We start from the raw sequence: 26352 nt of genomic DNA on the forward strand, positions 1-26352 counted from the left end.
ATTAATAGAGATCATCGGCCTTCAGTCGCAGAAATTTCCGCACCGCCAGGAATGTAGAAATGCCTGCGATGGAAATACCTGTCAGGATCACCCCTCCGAACAAGGGGATGAGAAAGTCTGGTTCTTCCAATCGGAATATTTCGGGGTAGTTGAAACTTGCATAGTACATCGCGGCGAACAGGAGTGACAAGGCGATCAGGGAAGAAACAATGCCCTGGATAATGCCTGTCATCACGAAAGGTCTTCGTATGAAACCCTGGGTGGCTCCTACCAGCTGCATGCTTCGGATAAGAAACCTACGGGAGTAGATGGCCAACCGGATGGTGTTGTTGATGAGGGCCACCGCCACCAGCAATAACAATCCGGAGAATGCAAGCATGATGACGCTGATCTTGCGGATGTTGCTATTGACGATATCAATCAGGTCTTTGTTGATCACCAGTTCGTCGATCAGGTTGCTTTTTTCCACTTGTCCGGTGATCCACCGGAGACTGTCGTTGTTGGCATAGTTGGCATGAAGGAACACGTCTATGGAAGGCAGCAAAGGGTTGCGTCCTATAAAGGATACGAAGTCTTCCCCCAATTCTTTTTCCATTTGTTCCGCCGCTTCTTCCTTGCTTACATATTGGGTATGCCGGATGAAGGATTTCGCCTCGAGGTTTTTCTGGAACTGGAGAATGTCAACTTCTTTGGTGTTTTCCTTGAAGAACACAGTGAAGCCGATGTTTTCCTTCACATGGTCGGAGATCTGGCGGGCTTGAAGAATAATGATGCCCAACAATCCCAGTACAAATAACACCAGCGCCATGGAAATGACGGTGGATACATAGGAGGTTTGCAGTTTACTCCTGCCGCTTCGCTTTTCTTTACTCATCCGGATCGGCCTGGTTGTTTAGTTAGATTCCAGGATTTGCAGGAGTTCATCCAGTTTGGGTGTGAGGATGATCTCGGTTCTGCGGTTTTTCTGACGGGCTTCTTTGCTGTCGGAAGGATCGATGGGGAGGTACTCACCCCTTCCGGCAGCCGTGAGCCTCTTGGGATCAAGCCCCTTGTTTTCGGTCAGGATTCTTACGATGGCTGTGGCTCGCAGTACACTCAGGTCCCAGTTGTCTTTGATTTGTCCGGAGCCTTTGTAGGGAACATTGTCAGTATGCCCTTCCACCAACACATTGATGTCCTGATTATCGGCCAGCACTCCGGCCAGTTTTTTCAGGGCTTCCTTACCCTTTGTATCTACCTGGTAACTGCCTGAAGCGAACAGCAGGTTTTCTTCAAGGGAAACATACACTTTGCCATTCTTTTGTTCAATGGTCAGGCCCTTGTTCTCAAAACCAAGCAGCGCATCCGATACTTTTTTGCGAAGGTCTTCCACCGCTTTGTCCTTTTTCTCAAGAATTCCCTGTAATTCATTAATCTTCGCTTCCCGTTCACTAAGTTCCTGGCTGTTCCTTTCGAGGTCTTTTTGTTTGGCCTGCAATTCCCTTTCGAGCAGTTTCAGGGCATCTTCCTGTTTCTGAAGGTTGCTTTGTGTTTTCTGCAATTCCGTCATCAACTTTTCAGTTTCGGTGCGGCTGCCGGCCAGCATTTCCTTGTTGTTTTTCAGCAGCAACTCATAGGTCTCATTCAGCTTGTCATAGTTTTGTGTCATCTGCCGCAACGATTTTCCCAGCACCGCCGTGTCACCAACCAGGCCCTCGTGGCGCTTTTTGAAATCGGTGAGTTCGGCTCCCAACTCCGTCATTTTAACCGTGAGGTCCTCGTTCTGGCTTTTCAGCAAGGCATTGTCTGCTTCACAACGGTCCTGTTTGGCTTTGATCTCTTCGAACTTTCTTGCGGGAACACAAGCAGAAAGCAATGCAAAACCTGCAAGAGTGAATCGGTATATGTGGCGAAGTTGGATGTTCATATGTTGTAATTTAGGGAAGAACGGGTGTGTTTTCCGATCTGGTGTATGCACGCAAATTTTGCATTTTTTTATGAATCTCCCGATTTGTTCACTATCGGGTGGGTAGGAGAGAAGCTGCTTTTCTCACCTTCTTTCGGTTTGACTTCCTTTTCACCTTCGAATAGGTTCAATGAGTCTTGTTGCTTCAGAAGGTTGTTTAATGTGTTCTGCAACTCTTCCCTGAGTTTATCGGCTTCGGTGCGGCTGCCAGCCAGCATTTCCTTGTTGTTTTTCAACAGCAATTCATAGGTTTCATTCAGCGCGTCATAATTGGATTTCATCAGCCTGAGTGATTTTCCCAAAACAGCGGTGTCTGTGACAAGCCCCTCATAACGTTTCGTCAAGTTGGACAAAACCTGATTGAGTTCGGTGATCCTTGCGATAAGCTCTTCGTTGTGATTTTTGAGCATTGTGAAGCCTACTTCACACTGTTCCTGTTGGGTTTTGACTTCTTCAAATTTTCTGGCTGGTACGCAAGCGGCGCATAGGGCAAGTCCGGACAGGGCAGAAATATAAAGTGTTCGGGGTTGAGCGGTCATGTGTTGCAATTTAGGGAAGAATGGGTGAATTCCCTGGTCTGGTGTATGCACGCAAATTTGCATTTTTTTTGGGAATTACGAGGCGCGGGTAGCGGATGACCGCCCGGATCATGGAAACAAGATGTGGTGTTTTTCGTTTACACTCAGGAAAAGGAGGTTGCTATGAAGGTTCTGCCACCCAACTGGATCACGGAAAAATGGATTGACTTCGAATACAAGAAATACATCCTGCTGTCATACTTGCAGGAAGTCAGCGCGAATTTCGATGTCAACAAACTCTATCCGTTTCTTTCCCACCTCATGGAGCACCATAAGAATTTGCTCAGGTTAAGGGAAGGGCGCCAACAATTGGAGGATTCATTTCCAAAAGAACTAAAAGGCATATCCGTTGAACATATGCGGCTGATGTATGACCAGATCGCCGCAGACGATGATCTGTTAAAAGAGATCCGTGAGATCATCTCATATTCAATTCCTCAGTTTGAATACTATCTGGAAGAGGGCAAGAAGATTTACGATTTCCTCGAATCACACATGCAGATTTCTCCGGTGGGTGTGGTGCCGCTTTATCCGGAAGAAGGCTATCTCATATTGGATGATGTGGGACAGAAGCGCAAGCAGGTGTATGAGTACCGGCTTACCATCATCGAACAACCCGATGGAAAGTTCCGTGCTGTACAAACGCGGTATATTGCCGGTTACGATCACTCCCTTACCCATTCGTTCACTTCCATCAAACAAGATCTGATCAAGGTCCGAACGGAAATGCCTAATCCTGCAACCTATGCGGTTGAATCGGAATTCCCGGTTCCCGTGCGGGAGACGTTTTTACCCATGGCGAAACGCTTGCTGGTTCGCTACATATACATGAAGAAGGACGTTTAAACGCCGCAGGATGGTAAATTAAATTCAAATGGTACATTTGCAGCTTCACGGACTTAAAATGTACGATGAAAATTCTTGGCATTTCGGCCTTTTACCATGATTCAGCTGCAGCCCTTGTGAAGGATGGTGATATCATTTTTGCTGCACAAGAAGAACGTTTTACCCGGAAGAAACATGACCCCTCCTTTCCCCGGCATGCAGCCGCTGCATGCCTTGATTATGCGGGGATTGATATCAATGATCTCGATGCGGTCGTTTTTTATGACAAACCGCTGCTGAAGTTTGAGCGACTCCTCGAAACGTATGCTTCTTTCGCCCCAAGAGGACTGGCATCTTTTGCCAAATCCATGCCCGTGTGGCTGAAGGAAAAAATGTTCCTGAAAAAACTGATCCGTGATGAGTTGAAGGAAATGGGCGCCGACGGTAAGGTCAAATTGCTTTTCCCGGAACACCATCTGTCGCATGCGGCTTCCGCCTACTATCCTTCCCGGTTCGACGATGCAGCCATCCTTACCGTTGATGGCGTGGGTGAATGGGCAACGGCTTCGCTGTGTCATGGCCGTGGAAAAGAGATTACCTTGTTGCGTGAACTTTCATTTCCTCACTCCGTCGGACTTCTGTATTCAGCGTTCACATACTTTCTCGGATTCAAGGTGAACTCGGGTGAATATAAATTGATGGGGCTCGCGCCGTATGGCATCCCCGGAGATCCTGAAACGGAAAAATTCAAGGCACTCATCACTGAACACCTCGTGAAAGTTTATGAGGATGGTTCGGTGTGGCTCGACCAGGCATATTTCAACTATGCCACCGGACTCCGAATGGTGGTGGATGGCAAATGGGAGGCATTGTTCGGATTTCCGCGCAGGGCATCCGAATCAGAATTGAAACAGGAACACTGCAACCTCGCCCTGGCCATTCAACAGGTAACCGAAGACATCGTGCTTAAAATGGCAGCACATGCCAGACAGGTAACCGGAAGCAAGAACATTTGCCTGGCCGGTGGCGTGGCATTGAATTGCGTGGCCAACGGGAAGCTGGTCAAGTCGGGTATCTTCGAACACGTATATATACAGCCGGCTGCCGGTGATGCGGGTGGTGCTTTGGGTGCCGCACTTGCGGCTCATCATATTTATTTTGGTAAGGAACGCATACCCGCAAACGGTTATGATCGCATGAAAGGGTCCTACCTCGGTCCGGCTTTCTCCGACCTGGACGTGGAAAAAATGTCGCGGAAATATGATGCAGTTTATGAGGCTTGTACATCAACCGATGAAGTTGCCCGAAAAACAGCGGCGTTGCTTGCCGATGGACATGCCATCGGATGGTTCCAGGGAAGAATGGAGTGGGGGCCACGTGCACTCGGTAACCGCAGCATCATCGGTGATCCCCGCAATGAAGAGATGCAGATGAAGCTCAACCTCAAGATCAAATACAGGGAAAGCTTCAGGCCCTTTGCCCCCTCTGTGCTGGCTGAGGATGCTGCCGATTTCTTCGACCTGAATGAAGATTCACCCTACATGCTCATGGTGGGCGATGTGATAGAAAAAAGAAGAAAACCACTTCCTGCCAACTACCATGACCTTCCCCTGAAGGAAAAGCTTTACTGCCTCCGGTCCGATGTACCTGCCATCACCCACATTGATTTCTCGGCACGCGTTCAAAGTGTGCACAAGGAAACCAATGACGCTTATTGGAAACTGATACATGCATTCAAGGAACTAACTGGGTACGGACTGATCATTAACACCAGTTTCAATGTACGGGGAGAACCCATCGTTTGCACACCTGAAGATGCCTATCGTTGTTTGATGCGAACCGAAATGGACTACCTCGTGGTGAACCGTTATATATTTGCCAAGAAAGATCAGCCTGAGTGGAAGGAAAAGGTGGACTGGCAACAGGAATTTGCACTCGACTAACCCATTGATCACCTATTAACAGGATACCCTATGGATTTTTTAAAAGACCTGTGGCAATTCATGAAAGCCAGAAAGAAATGGTGGCTGATGCCCATCATTGTTCTCCTGCTTCTCATCGGTGTATTGGTTGTACTGGCTGAAGGCAGTGCAGCGGCAAGTTTCATTTATACCCTGTTTTAGTAGATGACAAAACCCGACCGCCACAAGCAGATTGAAACCATGTCGGCGCTGGCTTTGGCCGGCTGCGTGCTTTATTATTGGAAAGGGCACACATGGATGTTGTATGCAGCCATTGCCAGCCTGGTGATCGGACTGTTCATCAAGTTCATTGCCGTGTACATCACCATGGGCTGGCTCAAGATCACCGAGCTGCTGGGCCGGATCAACGGCTTCGTGCTGCTTTCCGTGATCTTCTTTTTTGTGCTTACTCCGTTGGCATTTCTGAAGAGACTGGGAAGCAAACGTTCCTTCCTCAAACAACCTTCCGGCGCATCCAACTACAAGGAAAAAGATCATACCTACTCGGCGGATGACATCGCCATGCCGTGGTAGACCGGCATACAGAATCCTAACAAAAAAGGCCGCTTCTTTCGAGGCGGCCTTTTATATTTTCCCGGTATAAATTATTTCTTTTCAGCTGCGGCCTGGTTTGCGCCTTCCGCAGATTTGTCGAAGTACACTTCGTTGAATTTGCGGTATTCTATCGGGTTGATGGGGAAGTTGCGCACATAATGTTGCAACAGCCTGTAGTTTTCATCATAATAGATCATCATCACAACCGCATTGTCCATCACCATCTGGTCGCACTGGCGATAAAGGTCGAAGCGTTTGACCTCATTCGTTTCGCTCATGGCTGCTGCAAACAGGCTGTCATACGCAGCGTTTTTGAAGCGGAAGGTATTGATGTAGGATTTTTCCTCAAGTGAAGCAGGCACGTGTGCGCCGTAGAACAGGTTCAGGAAGCTGTCGGGATCCGGGTAGTCGGAGACCCATCCGCCGCGCCAGAATGTGGTTTTGGCAGACTCCACGTTTTCCAGGTGTTGGGCAAACGGCATCACGTTCATCTCAACGCTGATGCCCAGGTTCTCACTCAGCATGTTCTGGATGACCTCTGCTACCTGGATGTTGCGTGCACCACCGCTGTTCAGTTGGAGGGTTACCCTCGGGAATCCTTTTCCGTTCGGATAACCTGCATCAGCCAACAGGCGTTTGGCTTCATCCGGGTTATAGTCATATCCTTTCACAGCTTCGGCATCGTACCCCTTGAAGTCACCGGAGGTTCTCCGGAAAGAAGGCGGAACGAAGCCATGGTTGCCCGGGATGCCTTCACCGCGCAGGGTGTAGTTGATGATCTTTTTGCGGTCAATGGCATAGTTGAAAGCTTTGCGCACACGCACATCGCTGAACACTTTGTCGGTTTGCAGGAAGCCATAATACTGATTGCTCATGGCAGGTGTGATCTGCAGGTCATAGGCAAGGTTGCCTTTGGCGTTTTCCAGTTCGTCAAGGATGTCGTCAATCATTTCCACCGGCAAACGGAACACCATGTCCAGGTTCTGTTTTTTGAATTCCAGGAATTCAGATTTCTTTTCTTTCACGAAAGTGAACTGAATGGCATCCAGGTAAGGCAGCTTGTTGCCGAACTTGTCAACTCCCCAGTAGTTTTCATTTTTTGACAGAATCACTGTTTCCCCGTCTTTCACTTCCTTCACCTTGAACGGACCGGTACCGACGCATTTCACGCGCATCTCAACACCGTATTTCTCGAAAGCCTCTTTGGGGAACACCCAGGTGAAAGGCATCGCCAGTATATTCAGGAAGCTGGAGTACGGATGCAGCAGGTCTACCTCCAGGGTATAATCGTCCATCACCTTCACACCCTTCACACCATCAGCCAGTGGTTTTCCTTCAACGGTTGACTGGTAATATTCATTGGCACCCACCACCCTGTCGCGAAATACCCAGAAACCGGCATTCATCGGATCGGATGTGCACAGGCGGGTGAAACAGTATTTGACATCTTCAGCTTTCATCTCCCGGCCTTTGCCATCCGGAAAACATGCATCGTCTTGAAAGTAAACCCCATGGCGAAGTTTGAATGTGAACACTGTTGCCGAATCATTCACCGTCCAGCTCTCCGCAAGTCCGGGTACAAGGCTCAGGTCTTTCTGGTTGAAATCGATCAGACCCTCGTACACCTGGTTTGCAATGCGCTGAGATACGATCTCGTTCACCTTCAGCGGAAACAGGTTGCGGAAATCCTCTTCTTCATTGATGCGGAACACGCCGCCATACTTGACCCCGCCTTTCGCGGATTGCTGTTCGGGCCCGCTGGATCCACCTTTACAGCCTGCGAGGACCGCTACCGTGACTGAAAAAAGGATTGCAAATTTTCTCATATTGAAATGGTGTTGGGGTCTATAGAAAGGATACATATCAATGGTACAAATATAAAAATATAAACATATTGGCAATAGGTCCGGAACAGGGGGGCAATCTCTCCCGGATCGCACGCCGGATCAAGCAGCCCGCACAACGATTGATTTGGAGTTGGTCGGTGCAAAGGTCTGCCCGAAAATGGAATGGGTGTAATACCGTTATCTTAGCGAAGGAATGCGCATCCCTGCTTCTATAAACCATCGACTTGCACTGGCGTTGTTCGTAACCGTCACCGGATACCATGCAGCCTATGCGCAAGCGGAAAGAACTTCACCCCGGATGGTGCGCCGGATGAGCCTGGCTGGCGATACCCTTCAACCGGATACCCTAAGCCTGTTGCCTTCGTCGGTTGCATTAACCACACCCGCCGGCGTTCAGGTTGATACCTCCCTGTTCCGGGTGATGCCCGGACCCGGATGGATCCTGTGCCGTTCATCCGACATCCGCGCCAGATACCGCACGGATTCGGTAGACGTGCACTTCACCGCTTTGCCCTTTATGCTGCAGGAAGAAACCAGGCATAAGGATGCCGGAATGATCCAGGCTGCCGGAAAGGAAGTGTCCGATCCGTTCAGGTACACCTCGCCGTCAAACCCCGACGCAGATCTTTTCGGACTTTCATCCCTGTCCAAATCAGGCAGCATCAGCAGGGGGATCATGTTCGGAAACAACCAGGACCTCACCCTGCAATCCAGCATGGACCTCCAGATGTCAGGTAAGGTATCCGACAAACTGAATGTGCGTGCGGCCCTCAGTGATGACAACATTCCCATTCAACCGGATGGGAACACCGCTACGTTGCAGGACTTCGACCAGGTGTACATCGAACTCGAAGGACAGGGAAGCAAACTCATCGCCGGTGACTTCAACCTGCAGTCGCCCGATAACTACTGGTTGAAATATCAGAAGAGAAACCAGGGACTGGGATATACGGGTCTTATCATCCGTCCGGATAGCCAGCAGGTGACCATTACCGCAAGCGCATCCGTTTCAAAAGGAAAATTCGCCAGGCAAACCGTGCAAGGGCAGGAAGGCAACCAGGGTCCATACCGGTTGAAGGGCGCCGAGAACGAACTCTACATCACGGTGCTCGCCGGCACCGAACGCATCTATTGGGACGGCCAGCTGCTGCAAAGAGGACAGGAAAACGACTACGTCATCAACTACAACCTGGCCGAGGTGACATTCACCGCCAAACACATGGTGACCAAAGACACCCGGCTGGTGTTCGAGTTCCAGTACTCCGACAGGAACTATGCCCGGTCCCTGCTTACGGCCGGTGCCAACTGGCAGGGGAAGAAGTCGGGAACTTTTCTGCACTTCTACCAGGAACAGGACGCCCGCAATCAACCCCTTCAACAGGAACTGAGCGCCGCCGAAAAAAAGATCCTGGCCGATGCAGGTGATGACCTCGCTTCAGCGGTTGTTCCCAAAACCGATTCCGTAGGATTCAGTGATACCGAAGTGCGCTATGCCCGCATCGATTCGGCCGGGTTTACCAACGTGTACGTGTATTCCATTGACCCCGCCGCGGCACTCTACCGGCTGAGCTTTTCTTTTGTGGGTGAGGGAAAGGGAAATTACCGGCAGGTAAAAAGCGCAGCCAACGGCCGCGTGTTCGAATGGGTGATGCCTGTGAGCGGCGTGTCCCAGGGAGATTACGAACCGGTGGTTACCCTTGTCTCACCCAAATCCAAGCGCATGGCGGTGGCCGGATGGAATGGCGCACTAAACAACCGATGGAACGCGGGTGTAGACCTGGCCTGGAGCGATCAGGACCTGAACCTGTTTTCGTCTAAAGACAAATCGGATGACCAGGGGATGGCGGTTCGCGCCACACTGCGGCACAAATCAGCAGGTTCCGACAGTGCCCGCTGGCGCATGGAAGAAGGCATTGCCTATGAATACCAGCATCCGCATTTCCAGCCGATCGAACGTTTCAGGGATGTGGAGTTCGTGCGCAACTGGAACCTGGCCTCGGGGCAGGAAAACAAGCAACTTCACCTGGGTGGCATTCAGTGGCGCGTGTACAACCGCCAACAGGGTTTTGTAGCATACAACGGACAGGGCCTTCTGGCGGATGAAGGATATGCCGGTGTGCGTCAGGAAGCGGCTACGCGTCTGTTGTTCGGACGGTGGCTGGCAAGCGGACAAACATCCTACCTGAACAGCCGGTCGGACAGCAAGACATCGCAGTTCTTTCGGTACAACGCATTGCTGGAACGCAGGTGGAAATGGTTCAAAACAGGTGGTAAGGTCGAAGGAGAGCAGAACACATGGCGAACGTCAGGCGGAGACTCGCTGCTGCCGGGCGCACAGAAATGGAGGGCCTGGGAAACTTACATTTCCAATCCCGATACCGTGAAACTTGGCTACCGCATTTTTTACGGCAGAAGAACCGATTACCTTCCCCTTGGCACTACCCTGAACCGGGCATTCGATGCAGCGCAAACAGGGGCCGAAACCACCTGGTCGCCTTCCCGTTGGCACAGCCTCACTTCCAGCATCGCACTGCGTACACTGACGGTCACCGACACCTCACTTACCCAAATTAAACCCGACCGCACCGTGGTGTTCAGGGTCAGCGACAGGTTTCAGGTATGGAAAGGCGTGGTTAGATCCACCACCTTCCTGGAATACGGGTCGGGCCTGGAAGTGAGGAAGGAGTTTATTTACCTGGAGGTGCCGGCAGGCCAGGGGTACTACGGGTGGACCGACTACAACGGCAACGGCGTGAAAGAACTGGATGAGTTCGATGTGGCTGCTTTCCCTGATCAGGCCCGTTACATCAGGGTGTATACGCCCACCAATGAATATGTGAAAGTGTATTCCCAGCAGCTGAGCCAGTCGCTGCTGGTGCAACCCGGCGCACGCCAGAAGCAGGAAGTATCCAAGCTTCGGAGGCAGGTGGACAGGTTTGCTGACCAGATGTCGTACCGTTTGCAGCGAAAGACGGGCGACAAATCATTACAGAACCCGTTTGATTACGGGACGGAAGACCCCGACCTTGTGACGGTATCGGCAGGCGTGCGCAATTCATTGTCGTGGAACCGCAGCGGCAAGGTCGGACTGGAATGGCACTGGTTGGATAGTTATAACAAGTCTTTGCTGATCAACGGTCCGGAGTGGACCCGTAACCGTGGAAACACCCTGGCATCCCGATGGACAACAAGCAAGCAGGTGACCGCACGCCTGGAATTACGTGATGCCATGAAAACCAGCAGCTCCGAATATTTCAAAAACCGGAACTTTGCCGTGAACAGCCGGGAAGCGGAAAGCCAGCTTGCATGGCAGCCTTCTCTCAGCCAGCGCCTCACAGGTACATACATTCATGGCAACAAAAAGAATGAAGCGGAGTCGGGCGGAGAAGTGGCCGTAAGAAATGAGGGCAGCCTGGAATGGACCGTTCAATCCGCCAGGCAGGGAAGTTTAACCTGCCGGCTGGCCTATATTTCACTTGACTACAACGGTGTTCAGAACACCCCGCTGGGATTTGAAATGCTCGGCGGACTCCGGTCGGGAGATAACTTCACATGGGTGGTGGGATGGCAGCGCAGCCTCTCTCACAACATGCAACTGGATCTTCAGTACAGCGGCCGGAAGCCCGACGGCCTCCGGTCGATTCATACCGGATCGGCACAGATCCGTGCCTTCTTCTGATCAGTCGTTGCAGTATTCCTCAAATGCCATTTTCAGGTTCTCCGCAATCATATCGGCAGAGCGGCCTTCAATGTGGTGGCGTTCGATGAAATGAACCAGTTCGCCATTCTTGAAGAGCGCCATGCTTGGAGAAGAGGGAGGGTAAGGCAGCATGTATTTTCTGGCCTGGGCCGTGGCTTCGGTATCCTGTCCGGCAAACACCGTGGTGAGCTTCTGGGGACGCGCATCCGACGCATTCAGCGCCATCTTCACGCCCGGACGTGCCATTCCTGCCGCACACCCGCATACCGAGTTAACAACCACCAGTACCGTACCTTCTTTCGAAGACAATACCTGGTCCACTTCGGCGGCAGTGGTGAGTTCGTTAAATCCAACATCTGTAAGGTCTTTGCGCATGGGCGCAACCAGTTCATCCGGATACATGATTGTTTTTTTATTGGTTTTGCAACGAAATTACGAAAATCTTGTCTGTTAGTCGGCCGAACGCTATCTTTAACCTCCCCGAAAGAGTGGCCGGATGGCATTCCGTCAATCAAGCATATCGCATTTTTATTTTATCAAGTAAACATTTTATGAAACACAAAACCCTGTTTTCGCTGTCGGCATTTATGCTCGCCGGACTGGTAGGATTCGCCCAGGCCCCGTCGACCAAATTGCTGGAAAAAGTGGACAAGAAGGGAGACGAAATCGTCATCCCTTATTCCAAGTACAAACTGCCAAACGGCTTAACCCTGCTGGTGCATGAAGATCACTCTGACCCGGTGGTTCATGTGGATGTGACCTATCATGTGGGTTCTTCACGTGAAGACATTGGCAAGTCAGGATTCGCACACTTCTTTGAACACATGATGTTCCAGGGATCCGATAACGTGGCCGATGAGGAACATTTCAAGATTGTGACCGAAGCCGGTGGTACCCTCAATGGTACAACGAACACCGACCGTACCAACTATTTTGAAACCGTACCCAGCAATCAACTGGAGATCATGTTGTGGTTGGAAGCCGATCGCATGGGTTATTTCCTGGATGCAGTCACCCAGGAGAAGTTTGAAGTTCAACGCGCTACTGTGAAGAACGAGCGTGGGCAGAACTATGACAACCGGCCCTACGGGCTGGTGTCCGAGAAACTGGGTGAGGCCCTCTACCCTTACGGACACGGGTATTCATGGACAACCATCGGATACATCGAAGACCTCAATCGCGCCAACCTGGATGACCTGAAGAAATTCTTCCTGCGCTGGTACGGTCCGAACAATGCCACCCTTACCGTTGCCGGTGATGTGGATACAAAGAATGTGGTGAAGCTGGTGGAAAAATACTTTGGTCCCATCCCTTCCGGTCCGGAAGTTAAAAATCCTGAAAAGCCGAAGGTAACGGTTGATAAGGACCGCTACATTTCCTATGAAGACAAGGTGAGGTTCCCTTTGCTTTACATGGCGTTCCCTACCGTGCCCAACTACCATCCTGATGAAGCACCGCTGGATGTGCTGTCTGATATCATTGGTGGCGGCAAGAATTCTATTTTCTACCAGAATTTCGTGAAGTCCCAGAAGGCACGCTTTGCCAGTGTGAGCCACCCCTGCTCCGAGTTGTCGGGTCAGTTTGATGTGGTGGTTTCTCCATTCCCCGGTACTTCCCTAAAAGACATGGAGGCGCTGGCACGTACCTCCCTTGCCGAATTCGAAAAAAGAGGCGTTACCGATGAGGACATTCAGAAATTTGTGGCCAGCCATGAATCCCAGGTGATCAATGGTCTTGCAAGCGTAAGCGGAAAGGCATCGCAACTGGCATCCTACCAGACCTTCACCGGTAACCCTAACTACATCGCCAAAGACCTGGAACGCTATAAGAAGGTGACCAAGGAAGATGTGATGCGTGTGTATAACGAATACATCAAAGGTAAATCATGTGTGATCCTCAGTGTTGTCCTTGAAGGACAAAAGGAATTGCGTGCGGGTGAGGATAACTTCCAGCGTCCTACAAGTGGCAATGCAAAAGATCATTCCGCGGAGTACGCCAAGCTCGAGTATCATAAAGGCAAAGACAATTTTGACCGCAGCAAACGCCCTTCTCCCGGCCCTAATCCGGTGGTGAAAGTTCCCAACTACTGGACTGAACAATTTGAGAACGGCATGCGGGTGATCGGAACCGACAACAACGAGATTCCTGTTGTTTCCCTTCAACTTTCCATTCCCGCCGGACATCGTTCGGAATCGCCTGAAAAAGCAGGTATTTCAAACATGCTGGCCACCATGATGTCTGAGGGTACTACTTCTCACTCTGCAGAAGAAATCTCGGATAAACTGGACATGCTGGGTAGCTCCATCCGCATCAGCAGCGATGATGAGTACATCACGGTTAATATCTCAGCCCTGAAGAAAAACCTCAACGAAGTATTGGAACTGGCCAATGACATGCTGTTCCATCCGAAGTTTGATCAAGGCGATTTTGATCGTGAGAAGAAGCAGGCCCTGGAAAACATCAAAAGCCGTGGAACCAGTGCGGTTCGCATTGCCAACGATGTATACGACAAACTGCTTTACCAGAACGGCATCATGTCTATTCCCGCTTCCGGAACAGAAGCTTCCGTGGAGTCCATTACCCTGGATGACGTGAAGGCTTTCTACAACAAGTCAATTGCTCCCGAACATGCCATGGCTGTGGTGGTAGGTGACATCGACCGCGAAGCGATTTTGTCACAGCTGAAGTTCCTCCGGGACATGCAGCCCAAGGGAACCAGCTTACCCAAGGAAAGCGTCATTGCTTCAATCGATAAAACCAGGATTTACCTGGTGGATAAGCAGGATGCACCTCAATCGGAAATTCGCATCGGCTACCTTGCCATGCCGTATGATGCCACAGGAGAACGTTACCGTTCCTTTATCATGACATATCCGTTGGGTGTGGCGTTCAACAGCCGCATTAACCTCAACCTCAGGGAAGACAAAGGATATACTTACGGTGCAAGGGGCTATTTCGGAGGCTCCCGCTATATCGGACCGTTCACGGCATCTGCCGGCGTTCGTGGTGATGCAACCGCCGCTTCCGTGAAGGAGTTCATGAAGGAGATCTCCAATTATGCGGACAATGGTATTACGCCGGAAGAACTCCAGTTCACCAAGATGTCGATTGGCCAAAGCGATGCACGCAACTACGAAACGCCTGGGCAGAAAGCCAATTTCCTGCGCAAGATGCTGGAGTATAATTTGCAGGCCAACTTTGTTCAGCAGCAGACCGACATCCTGGCCAAGATCACCAAACCGGAAATCGATGCCCTGGCCAAGAAGCATCTGCCTTACCAGAACATGGTGATTGTTGTGGTTGGAGATAAGAAGAGCAACCTTGAAGGCCTGAAGCAACTGGGTTACGAGGTAGTGGAAGTTGATATCGACGGTAAACCCGTTACACAATAACCCGAATACGGGTCCATACAAAAGGGCTGTTCGTCAACCGACGGACAGCCCTTTTTCTTTATGCTTTATGGTTCAGTCAGGAAGACCGTGTGATGCCAAAGTTAGCATGGTGTTTTACCGGGGCACAAAGGTTTGTGGTAAGGAAAACTATAGGGGTTTCACATAGCAACGACGTCGCTTGTGTTGGATATGATCGTAGTTCTTCCAGTTGGAAATCACGTTGCCGTTGGATTCGAAGATGCCGGTGGTTTCCATGGTGTTGATGCCGGCTTTGAGCATCTCATTCTGCAGTTCCCCGATGAGGATTACGGCTACGCCTGCCGACTGGTACTCTTGTTTTACACCGGTCAGCAGCATGTCAATCACCTTCGGTTTTTTCAGGGCCTTCAACACGTATGTGAAACCGAACGGGAACAATTTACCACCGGCTTTCTGCATGGCTTCCGAAAGGGATGGAAGCCCCACGAAGAACCCCACCACCTCATCACCTTTCTTCACCACTTTGATGAAGCGTGGGTTCAGCACCTTGAAGTATTTGTCTTTGTACAGCTGAATCATATCAGCATTGAGTGCATTCACATAAGGCAGGAACTGAAAGGCATCGTTGAACACTTCGAAGATGCGGTCGCCGTATGCTTCCAGTTCGGCACGTGTGGAGAAATTCACCACTTCAAAGCCGTATCTTTTCTTTACTATTTCTCCGCCACGCAGACCTTTCTTCACGGCAATTTCACTCAGGGTGAGACGGAATTCCACCCAGTCGTTCTCTTTCTCAAAGCCATACTGATCAAAATGTTGCTGATAGTAAGGCAAGTGGTAAACCGATGCGATGGACGGCAGGTGGTCGAAACCTTCAATCAATAGTCCTTGTGTGTCCAGGTTGGTAAAGCCGAGGGGGCCATGCACGAGTTCCATGTTTTCTTCCCTGAACCAATTGAAGCAGGCATCGAGCAGGGCTTTGCTCACTTCGGTATCGTCAATGAACTCGATGCGGTTGATGCGACCGTATCGTTTCCCCGTTTTTTCGTTGTAAGCTTTGTTGATGATGGCACCCGTACGCCCAACGCATTTGCCATTGCGGAAAGCCAGAAAAAACTTGGCATCACAAAAGCCGAATGCGGGATTGAGTTTCGGGTCGAGGGCTTTCCGTTCATCGGCCTTCACCGGGGGCACCCAAAATTTGTTGCCTCTGTACAGCTCAAAAGGAAGGTCACAGAATTGCTTGATGTCAGCGGCGGATTGCACCACTTTTATATCGATGGCCATGTCAACTTGCTTTAGGCTCGTAAAAATACAGATACTTGCGGGTTGTGCAAGGTTGGGAGGGAAGGTAAAAAGAAAGGGCCATCGTAGGATGGCCCTTTGCAAGCAATTATAAGTGAGGTTGAGGTTGGCTTAGCCTTCTGTTGATTCACCAGAAGCATCCATGCCATCGCCTTCAGACTCTTCCATGCCAGCATTTTCAGAAGCATTTTCTGCAGGAGCAGCTTGTTCTTCTGTAGCATCAGTAGCCTGAGCGTTTTCTTCGTTGTTCATCATGTCACCAGCTTGGTCTACAGCTGATGATTCGTCATGTTGTTCTTCTTGGGCGCCTTCGCCACCTTCAGAACCTTCGTGTCCGCCGTCTCCGCAAGCCATGAAGCCGAAGATAGCAGCAGACATGAGCATTAAGTAGTACTTTTTCATGGTATCACCTGTTTGTTTAGAATGAATAATGTGTATCAATCCAGCACAAATGTAGCCAATTTTGACATGTATCAAAATTTTGCGTGCTTTTTTTCAGGCAGTTACGGGCATCCGGCCTTGTTCACATACAGGACAAATAGGCAGATGAGGGTTGCAGGGTTTGACATTTTCGAAGGGAAAATTGTAAGTTCGTTCCCTCAACGCGTACAGGTGCGGATGCACTTGTCATTTTGTTCAACATTAAATCGGCTCGTTATGGCTTTTACACTACCGGCACTCCCTTATGCTTTAGATGCACTGGAACCACACATTGATGCCCGCACCATGGAAATCCATCATGGCAAGCATCATCAAGGATACACAACCAACCTCAACAACGCCATTGCTGGCTCGCCCCTTGAAGGTAAAACCATTGAGGAGATCCTGGCCAACATATCATCCCACAGCATGGCTGTGCGTAACAATGGTGGTGGCTATTACAATCACTGTTTGTTCTGGGAAGTGATGGCACCCAATGCGGGAGGTCAACCCGGAGGTGAACTGGCTGCTGAGATCAACGGCGCATTCGGTTCATTCGATGCCTTCAAGGAACAGTTTTCAAACGCTGCTGCCACCCGTTTCGGATCGGGATGGGCCTGGCTGGTGCTTTCGAACGGAAAGCTGGTGGTCAGTTCAACCCCCAACCAGGACAACCCGCTGATGGACATCGCCGAGGTGAAGGGAACACCCATCCTGGGTCTTGATGTTTGGGAACATGCCTACTATTTGCATTACCAGAACCGCCGCCCTGATTATATCGGTGCATTCTGGAATGTGATCAATTGGGAAGCTGTTTCACAGCGATTGGTAGCTGCCAAGCAACTGGCATCTGCATAAAGCAACATAAAGTAAAGGAAAGCGGGGTCTTTGGAAATAAGGCCCCGCTTTTTTTTGGTTGGGCAGGACTTGATGAACGGAATTCAGGTGTAACAGGAACGGAAAAACGTCTTAACAGGAAATATTTATCAATTCAGAAATCACTTAGACCTATATTTGCGAGCAAACCTTTAATTCTGATCCTATGAAGACATTACGTCGTATGTTGTTGGTGTTGGCAATGACCACGCTTGTATCGGGCGCATTCGCACAATCTTTTGAAATGGGCCATAGTTCCGTTCAGGTGGGCTATGGTTTCGGGAACTTTATCCGTGCCATATTCAAAACATATGAGGATACCTATAGCCAATTCAGCTTTAAGGGGACGGGTCCGGCGTTTGCCAAATTTGAGTATGCCGTCAGTGATAAGGTTGGTGTCGGTGTGAATCTGGCTTATGTATCCGCCAGTGTTTCCTATACCGATACATCCGTTTTCGTACCCAGCGCAGGAACTTTTTACAGGCAAACCCTGAAGTGGTATAACGTTAGTGCCCTTGCACGTATCAACGTTCACTTCGGCAGCAACGATAAATTTGATCCCTACTGGGGCGCAGGGTTGGGTTACCGTACGGGTAAGACAAGTTATACCGACAATGATCCCAATTATGACAACAGTTCCACACTGAAAACATATATTCCGTTCGGTTTTGAGACCACTTTTGGTGCCAGGTATTATTTTACCGATAACATCGGCATTTATGCAGAAACAGGTTTGGCCAAAGCGGTGTTTCAGGTGGGTTTGAGCGGTAAGTTCTAACTACTCCTGATCATTACATTTAAAAAGGGACCCATCGGTCCCTTTTTCTTATTTTGGCACCACCCAACCCAAATTACGATGTACAGGAAAATCGCATTGCTTATTTGCATGGCTGCGTGCCTTGCCGGCGGAATGGTTCATGCAGGAACAAGTGCCGACTCAACCCGAGCCAAAGAATACCTGATCCTGAAGGTGGAATACCGCATCAAAAGCCAGGGCATGGTGGATCGGTTGGAGGTGAACCTCGGCGATCAATTTCCGAACAGCCTTTCGGGTATTCTGGAGAACGGTGAAGAAGGCACCATTCAGGTCAACAATTACCAGGGTAAAAAACTTGTGCTCCGGAATGAAGTGGATTTTCTCAGCTACATCCAATCACTGGGGTGGCGGATGATTTCCGTTGCACCCGTGCGTGCGATGGACCGTGATTATACCAGGTACCTTTTCGAGAAATCGAAGTAGCCGACAGAGCTATTCTACCGTAACGGACTTTGCCAGGTTCCGCGGCTGATCAACGTTGCAACCACGCATCACAGCGATGTGATATGCCAACAGTTGCAGGGGAATTACCGAGATGAGAGGCACAAGCGTTTCTTCTGTTTCCGGAATCTCAATGACGTGATCGGCAAGCTCTTTCACCGTTACGTCTCCTTCGGTTACGATTGCGATGATCTTACCACGACGTGCCTTTACTTCCTGGATGTTGCTTACCACCTTTTCATAGTTACCTTTCTTGGTGGCCAATACCACCACGGGCATTTCCTCGTCGATCAAGGCGATCGGTCCGTGTTTCATTTCCGCGGCGGGGTATCCCTCGGCATGAATGTATGAGATCTCCTTTAATTTGAGTGCCCCTTCCAATGCAACGGGGAAGGTATATCCGCGACCGAGGTACAGGAAGTTCCGCACATCCTTGTAGATACTTGAAATATATTTTACCTGTTCGTTCGTCTCCAATACCTTCTCTACCTTCTCGGGTATCATTTCAATGGCATGCAGGATCTGACGGTATTTGGATTCGGACAAAGTGCCCCGCTTGTGGCCCAGCGAAAGCGCCATCAATGTCAGTACGGTGATCTGCGTGGTGAATGCTTTGGTGGAAGCAACCCCGATCTCAGGCCCGGCGTGGGTATATGATCCGGCATGGCTGGCCCTGGGTATGGATGCCCCGACCACGTTGCATATACCAATAATGGTTGCCCCTTTGGATTTGGCAAGTTCAATGGCAGCCAGTGTATCTGCCGTTTCTCCCGATTGTGAGATGGCAATCACCACGTCGGTTTCATTGATCACCGGATTCCGGTAGCGAAATTCGGAGGCATATTCAACTTCCACGGGGATGCGTGCGAGGTCTTCAAAAAGGTACTCTCCGACCAACCCGGCATGCCAGGATGTACCACAAGCTACGATAATGATACGCTGGGCATTGGCCATTTTCTGCTCATAATCTTTGATTCCGCCCAGGGCAACAATCCCTTGTGATGCACTGACACGACCTCTGAGGCTATCACGGATCGACATGGGTTGCTCATAGATTTCCTTGAGCATGAAATGATCATAACCACCTTTTTCCAGCATTTCAAGCTGCAATTCCAGTTCCTGGATGTAAGGGGTTTTGGACTCGTTCTGAATGTTTTTCAGAACAAGGTCCTTTCCGCGTTCGATCAGTGCGATCTCATTGTCCTCCAGGTAAACCACGTTTTTGGTGTATTCCACGATAGGCGTGGCATCGGATGCGATGAAAAATTCATCTTTTCCAATCCCAATCACCAGCGGACTTCCTTTCTTGGCAACGATCAGTTGATTGGGTGTTTTCTTGGAAAGAATAACGATGGCATATGCCCCGATCACTTCATTCAGTGCGATACGAACGGCTTCGAAGAGATCACTTTTCTCGTTTTTCTGAATCTCCTCGATCAGGTTCACCAATACTTCGGTGTCGGTTTCACTGCGGAAGACGTATCCTCTTTTCTCCAACTCCTTTTTAAGGGGTGAATAGTTCTCAATGATGCCATTGTGGATGATGGCCAGTTCCATTGAATGGCTGTAGTGGGGATGTGCATTCAGGTCGTTGGGTACGCCATGCGTTGCCCAGCGGGTATGACCGATCCCGATCGTACCGCTGATATCAGTATTTTCGGTGGCTGCTGCCAGGTCGGTTACTTTTCCCTTGCATTTGTAAAGACGCAGGTCATTCTCACCCATCAAGGCAATTCCTGCACTGTCATAACCCCTGTACTCCAGGCGTTGCAGTCCTTTCATCAGGATGGGGTAAGCATCCCTGTTTCCGATGTATCCAACAATTCCGCACATATCCTAAAATTCAGTATATGAAATGACCAATTTCATGGGAGAAATTGGACTTGTGACACCTTGGAGTACCACCCTGTTGGCACTTACGGTTCCTCCGGAAACCAACAGTTGCATGCCGTGATTCTCCAGTTCCCCGCTAAGCAGTTTTCGCAAATGAAGGGTGATGTAAAAGTGGTAAGATTTCTTATCCTCAGACAGGGTGCCTCCATAGTATTGATTGCTATTGTACACATTCTGGCTGTAAATATCGTCGGTAAGAAAGTTTCTCTGACCGGCCGAATCAATGGCTACCAGTTGAATTTTCTCCGGCGGCTCATAGGTGGCATCGGATCCCGGATCAATGTTCAGGATGATTTCCGCTTTGTTGATGGCACGTCGTGGATCATTCCAGGCGTCGATGTTTGGAATTTCAATGTGTGTGCTGACCCCCGAGAGCGCACTGAGGTAAACCAGCTGGGTATCGGTGGCTGTGCCGTTCAGATGTGCTTCAATAGGCGTACCTGTATAGTCATGCTCGAAATGATTGACTCGGGCAGCATATGTACCCATGACCAGGGCATATACCAGGCTGTCTTCATCATCATTGTGGTAGTAGATTCCTATGTTGGAAGTGGTTGATACCAGATTGAATGCTGCAATGGATCCCTCGCCGGTGGCTTGCGCAGGGTTGTTGGTTTTTACATAAAGACCCTTGAGGAATGAAAGGAAAGCGGTGTTGTCCGTTAGATTGGAACCACCGGATTCGTTCAGGATCTTTTGACCGAATGCCGGATCCAGGTGAATCCGGAGTCGTGGTGTAAATCTGGTTGTGTCGCTGTCTGCTGTGTCAATAACCAGGATAGGGGATGTGGGTTTTACTTCCCAACCGATGGTTGCGAGCGGGGTGGGATTGGTTTGGAAGGTCTGATTTGAATAATGATCATCATCCCATGAAAAATCTTCCGTTACTTCATATACCTCTACCGTTTGTGCCGTGGTGGTATCTCCGTATGAATAGCCGTTGTAGGCAAGCGTAAGAACGATGGAGTCAAGCACGGGGTTGGGTCCGAAATCCACGTTGGTGGAAGTCAGCCTAACATGTGTGTAAAACGATGCGCTGGCTGCTCCGAATGTAGGCTCGTTATAGCTTCCCAACAGTGCCAGTGATGTTTCATCGGACCGGAGAGAATCTTCCCGCGTGGTATACGCCACCAAGGTGGTCGTATCTGTTGCGAACATGTTGATCTGGTCCTGGGGAGGCTGGATCTCGAGTCCGGCGAGGGAAGGCTCAGTACACGACTGCAAGCCTGCAGCAAGTACTGCTGCGGTACAAAGTAAACGGGAAAACAGGGCAGATTGTCGCCAAATGCCCGGGATGTACCCGGCGTGGCCCTTGTGCTTCATTTCAATTCATTAAGGCCGGCTCCCCCAAAACCACCTCATCATAGAAGGTATCGTATGCGTCAACATATTCTTCCTTTGACTTATATTCCAACGTAGGTTTGCCGGTAGATTTTACATAGGATGCTACTTCCGCATCCACTTTTGGGCTGCCGTAAATCACAGCGTCGGAATGGTCAACGGCGGTTTTGATCAAATTGGTATAAGTGGGCGTGGCCAGGTGCTTCACATCTTTCTTTTCAATGCTCTCAATCAACACCTTATCAGCAACCTTCTTATCCAGTTTTTCTTTGAAGCCATCGTTGTAAACGGAGAATACGACTTTGGAATCAGCGAACAGGGGATCTTCGTTGAATGCTTTCTTAAGGAAGAGTGGGAGGAAGCTTGTCATCCAGCCGTGGCAGTGGATGATGTCCGGCGCCCAACCCAGTTTCTTCACGGTTTCCAATACGCCGCGACAGAAAAAGATGCTGCGCTCATCATTATCGGCATAGAACTTATTGTTCTGGTCAACGGTTACAAACTTGCGGTGGAAGTAATCTTCGTTGTCAATGAAGTACACCTGCATGCGGGCTGCCTGAATCGATGCCACCTTGATGATCAGGGGATGGTCGGAATCATTGATGATCAGGTTCATTCCGCTCAGGCGGATTACTTCATGCAACTGGTGTCTTCGCTCGTTGATGCACCCGAACCGTGGCATGAAAGTCCGGATGTCTTTATTTTTTTCCTGTATGCCCTGCGGGAGGTGCCGGGCGATACTGTTCATTTCAGTTTCTTTGAGATATGGATAAATTTCCTGGGATACGAATAGTACTTTGGTTTTTTCCATAAATAACGGATTTTTACTTTTCTCGTTTTCAGCCTAATGACTGTGGCGAAGCTAATTTGGGTACGCAAAGATACAAAGAACCGCGCAAATTTCAAATTAACCACTAGCTTTGCGGGTCCGCCTTCACTACTTAAAGTATTGGAATGCAAATAGATCAACATAAAATTGGCGCCGATCTTATTCATGAAGTCGCAACCCTGAAAAATTGGGTGTCGGAGGTTCGTTCCAAAGGCGCTTCACTTGGCTTCGTACCCACCATGGGCGCCCTTCACGAAGGTCATGTCAGCCTGGTGAGGCAAGCGTTGCAGGAAAATGACGAGGTTCTGGTGAGCATCTTCGTCAATCCCACCCAGTTCAACAATTCCAACGATCTGGCCACTTATCCGCGTACCCTTGAACAAGACCTTGCCATGCTCTCGGATGCCGGGTGCCGGTGCGTATTTTCTCCCTCGGTTGATGAAGTATATCCAGAGCCTGCACCCGATGAAAAGCGGGTATATGATCTGGGCGGATTGGACCTTTATATGGAAGGGGCTTTTCGACCCGGGCATTTTCAAGGTGTGGCTATGGTGTTGGAAAGATTCTTCAGGTGGATAAGTCCCGATCGTGCCTATTTCGGTAAGAAGGATTTCCAGCAGCTAAAGATCGTACAGCATCTGGTGTCGCAGCTGGAATTGCCTATTACCATTGTTCCGGTAGATACCATCAGGGATGCAGACGGACTGGCTAAAAGCTCCAGGAACAGACTCTTGTCCGATGAGCAAAGAAAAGATGCCGCTGTTCTCCCGGAAATTCTTCACGCATTGCCTGCTCGGGTGGCCGCCGAAAGTCCGGAGGAAATGAAGATGTATGTATCAGGGCAGTTGAAAGACGGCCCCGTTCGTTTGCAGTATTTTGAAATTGTGGATGCCGATACACTTCGGCCGGTATCCAGCTGGTCGCAGGCCAGGCACACGCAAGGGTGTCTAGCTGCATACCTGGGTGATATACGTTTGATCGATAACATTTCACTCACCTGATGTCCATGGATCTTTTCGGTGCAGCCGTGATTGCCTTGGCGGGTGTTGTCTGCGGATTCATCAATACCCTTGCCGGAAGCGGTTCGTTGTTGTCACTCCCGGTGCTGATGTACTTCGGAGGCATGGACATCCGGATGGCCAACGGAACCAACCGCATCGGGATCCTACTGCAAAGTGCCGTTAGTGCAGGCAGCTTCCACAAACAAAAAGTGCTGAACACGCGACAGGGCATCACCCTTGCCCTGCCGTCTCTTGCAGGTTCCATCCTGGGCGCGGTCTGGGCAGTAGACCTGAACAAAGAGGTACTGGAACGCGTGATAGGTGTTATATTCATTGTGATGTTGTTCGTGATCTTGCTGAAACCCGAACGCTGGTTGAAGGGGAAGGACGATGTGGTTTCGGCCAAACCGGGTTTCTGGCAAATGCTGACCATGTTCGCCATTGGTGTCTATGGCGGATTCATTCAGGCGGGTACCGGCATCTTTCTGCTGGCTGGCCTTGTGCTCAGCGCGGGGTATGACCTGGTTCGTGCCAACGCCATCAAGGTGCTGATCGTTTTCCTTTACACGCCGTTTGCGCTTTACGTGTTCATATACAATGGGCAGGTGGAGTTTGTCACCGGATTAACGCTTGCTGCCGGCAACATGGTGGGCGCCTGGATTGCCTCCAGGATGGCGGTTCAGAAGGGCAATAAGTTCATCCGGTGGATCCTCATTGCCGTGGTGGTTTTATCCGCAGGCAAGTTCCTGGGGCTTTACCAGTGGTAATTAGTTCCAGATTCCAATAAAGGTTCTTTTCCCCTTTTTGTTTTCCAGGGTAAATGTGAGGTATCCGGTAGGGATGTTGTTGAGTACCACTTCCACCGTGCCCTTTTTGAACCTGGGCTTTTCTTTGTAGAAATAATTCTTCTCTCTTTTGTCACGCACCCATATCCGGCTAATGCGTGGCTTGGGTACACCTTCGGCTCGGAGTAATGTTAATGTTTTCGAAGATGGGTCAAACGTCCAGTCAAAGCCCAGTGCATTATGACCTTTTTGTTGAACCGTACCATCGGCCAATTCATCCATTCGTGCCAGCAGAGAATCGGCAAGGCATGCATTGGGGATGCCATAACCTGTAAATGCATTTGGATAGAGGTAGTCATCGGAACTTTGACGGATTGCCGTGATGATTTCCGTATTGTTGCGTTTACCATGCGCCTGCATCAGGCATGCGGCCATACCCGCAATAATAGGCGTGGAGAAAGAAGTGCCACTGCCGTACGACACCCGGCCGTCCGTTTCCAGGAAGTATACCAGGTGTCCCATGGCAGCCACATCCGGTTTTACACGTCCATCTGCCGTTGGGCCTCTTCCGGAAAATGACACGTATTTGCCCAGTGAATCCACGGCACCAACCGTTAGTGCGGAGTCGGCATCTCCCGGGAAGCTGATTTTTCCCCAAGCCTGCCTGCCACTGTTTCCGGCCGGTACAACAACCAGCATGCCTTTGGATGCTGCATAGTCAGCGGCTTTTGTGATAATGGCGGTTTTGCCGTCAAGCTGCCGTTGGGTATAATCACCCTGAAGTGAGTCGAACAATGCGTAGCCCAGCGAGCTGGTGATGATGTCAGCACCCAGTGAATCTGCCCACTCAACAGCTTGTTTCCAATATTCTTCTTCCCTGTGGGTTTCCGAATGGGAATCTTCCGTGTGCGCCAGTAGAAAACTGGCATCGTAAGCGGTTCCGACAAGCAGACCCGGGTTGTGTGCAGCTAAGACGGAAAACGTATGTGCTCCGTGAGAGCCCGTGGCTTCGTATTTCAAAGGACGATTGAAAACAAAATCCCACGATGCCTTGATCCGTTTGCTTTTGAAAATATGGCTGTAGGCTCCGACCGTATCAATCCCGTTGAAACCATCATCGAAATCGGCAATCACAATTCCTTTGCCGGTAAACCCCCTGCTGTGCAAACATTCCATGTGCAGCATCTGGTTTTGCCAGGAGGAAAATCCGTATTCAGGGGTAACAGTGGTATCCTTTCCCCCGGCCAGCGCAACAAGCGTGTGTATGGCAAGGGTAAACAGGTTGAACGCAGCCATAATGCAATGTTAAGAATTTACGGACAATGTCACGTCTGACAGACGTTTCCATTTACAAATATGTTGCATCTTTGCGGCATGGCGGAAAACCTGATCATTAACCAGGCCGCAAGCCGCGGCGAAAAGTACAGGGACCTGCTCCCTCAGCTGAAAGCGCTGGTCAGCGGAGAACCCGACCTGATCGCCAATGTTGCCAATATTGTTGCAGCCATCAGGGAAACTTTCGGGTTTCTGTGGGTAGGCGTCTACTTCGTGAAGGGAGATCAATTGGTGTTAGGGCCATTCCAGGGGCCCATCGCTTGTACCCGCATCGCTTACGGCAAAGGCGTGTGTGGACGTTCCTGGTCTGAGAAAAAGGTTTTTGTGGTGGAGGATGTGGACCGGTTTCCGGGTCACATCGCCTGTAGCAGCAGCTCGCGTTCGGAGATCGTACTACCCGTGTTGGGAAAAGATGGTAACGTTGCCATGGTGCTGGATATAGACAGTGAGCACCTGGCAGATTTTTCGTCCGTGGATGAGCAGTTCCTCACACAAGTGACCGAACTGATCGAATCGATGATCTGATA

23 protein-coding genes are annotated in these 26352 nt (G+C 50.1%); 12 read left to right on the forward strand and 11 right to left on the reverse strand.

The window, feature by feature from the left end:
* Position 1: 1 nt before the first annotated feature.
* The 3 genes from H6585_15470 to H6585_15480 form a co-directional block, all read right to left on the reverse strand.
* Positions 2-874: a cell division protein FtsX gene (locus tag H6585_15470; GenBank protein MCB9449730.1), complete on the reverse strand. Its 873-nt coding sequence runs from the start codon at positions 872-874 to the stop codon at positions 2-4.
* Positions 875-892: 18 nt separating this feature from the next.
* Positions 893-1906 (reverse strand): OmpA family protein, encoded by a 1014-nt coding sequence (locus H6585_15475; GenBank protein ID MCB9449731.1) that lies wholly within the window; start codon positions 1904-1906, stop codon positions 893-895.
* A 68-nt stretch (positions 1907-1974) separates the two neighbouring features.
* Positions 1975-2484: a hypothetical protein gene (locus H6585_15480; protein ID MCB9449732.1), complete on the reverse strand. Its 510-nt coding sequence runs from the start codon at positions 2482-2484 to the stop codon at positions 1975-1977.
* A 162-nt stretch (positions 2485-2646) separates the two neighbouring features.
* Here H6585_15480 and H6585_15485 point away from each other — a divergent pair, with 162 nt between their 5' ends.
* The 4 genes from H6585_15485 to H6585_15500 all read left to right on the forward strand — a co-directional run bounded on the left by H6585_15485 (position 2647) and on the right by H6585_15500 (position 5843).
* The gene (locus H6585_15485) at positions 2647-3369 is read left to right on the forward strand and encodes a hypothetical protein (GenBank protein MCB9449733.1); all 723 of its coding nucleotides are present in this window, start codon (positions 2647-2649) and stop codon (positions 3367-3369) included.
* Between the two features lie 65 nt (positions 3370-3434).
* Positions 3435-5291 (forward strand): carbamoyltransferase, encoded by a 1857-nt coding sequence (locus H6585_15490; GenBank protein MCB9449734.1) that lies wholly within the window; start codon positions 3435-3437, stop codon positions 5289-5291.
* Between the two features lie 30 nt (positions 5292-5321).
* Complete coding sequence (locus tag H6585_15495) at positions 5322-5471, forward strand: hypothetical protein (GenBank protein MCB9449735.1); 150 nt, start codon at positions 5322-5324, stop codon at positions 5469-5471.
* Between the two features lie 3 nt (positions 5472-5474).
* Positions 5475-5843 carry a hypothetical protein gene (locus H6585_15500; protein ID MCB9449736.1) on the forward strand — a complete coding sequence of 123 codons (369 nt, stop codon included), beginning with the start codon at positions 5475-5477 and terminating at the stop codon, positions 5841-5843.
* A 71-nt stretch (positions 5844-5914) separates the two neighbouring features.
* On the opposite strand, the gene H6585_15505 is transcribed toward H6585_15500, so the two are convergent.
* Positions 5915-7690 carry an ABC transporter substrate-binding protein gene (locus H6585_15505; GenBank protein ID MCB9449737.1) on the reverse strand — a complete coding sequence of 592 codons (1776 nt, stop codon included), beginning with the start codon at positions 7688-7690 and terminating at the stop codon, positions 5915-5917.
* Positions 7691-7904: 214 nt separating this feature from the next.
* On the opposite strand from H6585_15505, the gene H6585_15510 reads away from it, so the two are divergent.
* Positions 7905-11390: a hypothetical protein gene (locus H6585_15510; GenBank protein MCB9449738.1), complete on the forward strand. Its 3486-nt coding sequence runs from the start codon at positions 7905-7907 to the stop codon at positions 11388-11390.
* On the opposite strand, the gene H6585_15515 is transcribed toward H6585_15510, so the two are convergent.
* Positions 11391-11813: a BrxA/BrxB family bacilliredoxin gene (locus H6585_15515; protein MCB9449739.1), complete on the reverse strand. Its 423-nt coding sequence runs from the start codon at positions 11811-11813 to the stop codon at positions 11391-11393.
* A gap of 149 nt (positions 11814-11962) precedes the next feature.
* On the opposite strand from H6585_15515, the gene H6585_15520 reads away from it, so the two are divergent.
* Positions 11963-14803, forward strand: coding sequence for an insulinase family protein (locus tag H6585_15520; GenBank protein MCB9449740.1), 2841 nt, complete (start codon positions 11963-11965; stop codon positions 14801-14803).
* Positions 14804-14950: 147 nt separating this feature from the next.
* On the opposite strand, the gene H6585_15525 is transcribed toward H6585_15520, so the two are convergent.
* Complete coding sequence (locus H6585_15525; GenBank protein ID MCB9449741.1) at positions 14951-16069, reverse strand: hypothetical protein; 1119 nt, start codon at positions 16067-16069, stop codon at positions 14951-14953.
* A gap of 129 nt (positions 16070-16198) precedes the next feature.
* Positions 16199-16489, reverse strand: coding sequence for a hypothetical protein (locus H6585_15530; protein MCB9449742.1), 291 nt, complete (start codon positions 16487-16489; stop codon positions 16199-16201).
* Between the two features lie 255 nt (positions 16490-16744).
* Between H6585_15530 and H6585_15535 the strand changes: the two genes are divergently transcribed.
* From H6585_15535 to H6585_15545, 3 genes are all read left to right on the forward strand, one after another.
* Entirely contained in the window at positions 16745-17365 is a 621-nt protein-coding gene (locus H6585_15535; protein ID MCB9449743.1) for a superoxide dismutase, read from the forward strand.
* Positions 17366-17549: 184 nt separating this feature from the next.
* On the forward strand, positions 17550-18161 hold the full coding sequence (locus H6585_15540) for an outer membrane beta-barrel protein (protein ID MCB9449744.1): 612 nt from the start codon (positions 17550-17552) through the stop codon (positions 18159-18161).
* A gap of 78 nt (positions 18162-18239) precedes the next feature.
* A complete protein-coding gene (locus H6585_15545) occupies positions 18240-18623 on the forward strand; it encodes a hypothetical protein (protein MCB9449745.1) in 384 nt (127 codons plus the stop codon).
* 9 nt (positions 18624-18632) lie between these two features.
* Here the strand turns inward: H6585_15545 and glmS are convergent, their stop codons facing one another.
* Genes glmS through H6585_15560 form a run of 3 tightly spaced genes read right to left on the reverse strand, consistent with a single transcriptional unit; the run spans position 18633 to position 22686 of the window.
* Positions 18633-20474 (reverse strand): glutamine--fructose-6-phosphate transaminase (isomerizing), encoded by a 1842-nt coding sequence (gene glmS, locus H6585_15550; protein ID MCB9449746.1) that lies wholly within the window; start codon positions 20472-20474, stop codon positions 18633-18635.
* A gap of 3 nt (positions 20475-20477) precedes the next feature.
* Entirely contained in the window at positions 20478-21857 is a 1380-nt protein-coding gene (locus H6585_15555; GenBank protein MCB9449747.1) for a DUF4270 domain-containing protein, read from the reverse strand.
* Between the two features lies 1 nt (position 21858).
* Complete coding sequence (locus H6585_15560) at positions 21859-22686, reverse strand: glycogen/starch synthase (GenBank protein MCB9449748.1); 828 nt, start codon at positions 22684-22686, stop codon at positions 21859-21861.
* A 143-nt stretch (positions 22687-22829) separates the two neighbouring features.
* Here H6585_15560 and H6585_15565 point away from each other — a divergent pair, with 143 nt between their 5' ends.
* Both H6585_15565 and H6585_15570 read left to right on the forward strand, forming a co-directional pair.
* Positions 22830-23705 (forward strand): pantoate--beta-alanine ligase, encoded by an 876-nt coding sequence (locus H6585_15565; GenBank protein MCB9449749.1) that lies wholly within the window; start codon positions 22830-22832, stop codon positions 23703-23705.
* Between the two features lie 5 nt (positions 23706-23710).
* Positions 23711-24472 (forward strand): sulfite exporter TauE/SafE family protein, encoded by a 762-nt coding sequence (locus H6585_15570; GenBank protein MCB9449750.1) that lies wholly within the window; start codon positions 23711-23713, stop codon positions 24470-24472.
* Here H6585_15570 and H6585_15575 read toward each other — a convergent pair whose 3' ends face one another.
* Complete coding sequence (locus tag H6585_15575) at positions 24473-25786, reverse strand: S8 family serine peptidase (GenBank protein MCB9449751.1); 1314 nt, start codon at positions 25784-25786, stop codon at positions 24473-24475.
* A gap of 78 nt (positions 25787-25864) precedes the next feature.
* Here H6585_15575 and H6585_15580 point away from each other — a divergent pair, with 78 nt between their 5' ends.
* Positions 25865-26350 (forward strand): GAF domain-containing protein, encoded by a 486-nt coding sequence (locus H6585_15580; protein MCB9449752.1) that lies wholly within the window; start codon positions 25865-25867, stop codon positions 26348-26350.
* Positions 26351-26352: the final 2 nt, after the last annotated feature.

It is taken from the genome of Flavobacteriales bacterium, assembly GCA_020635855.1.
Classification (GTDB): domain Bacteria; phylum Bacteroidota; class Bacteroidia; order JACJYZ01; family JACJYZ01; genus JACJYZ01.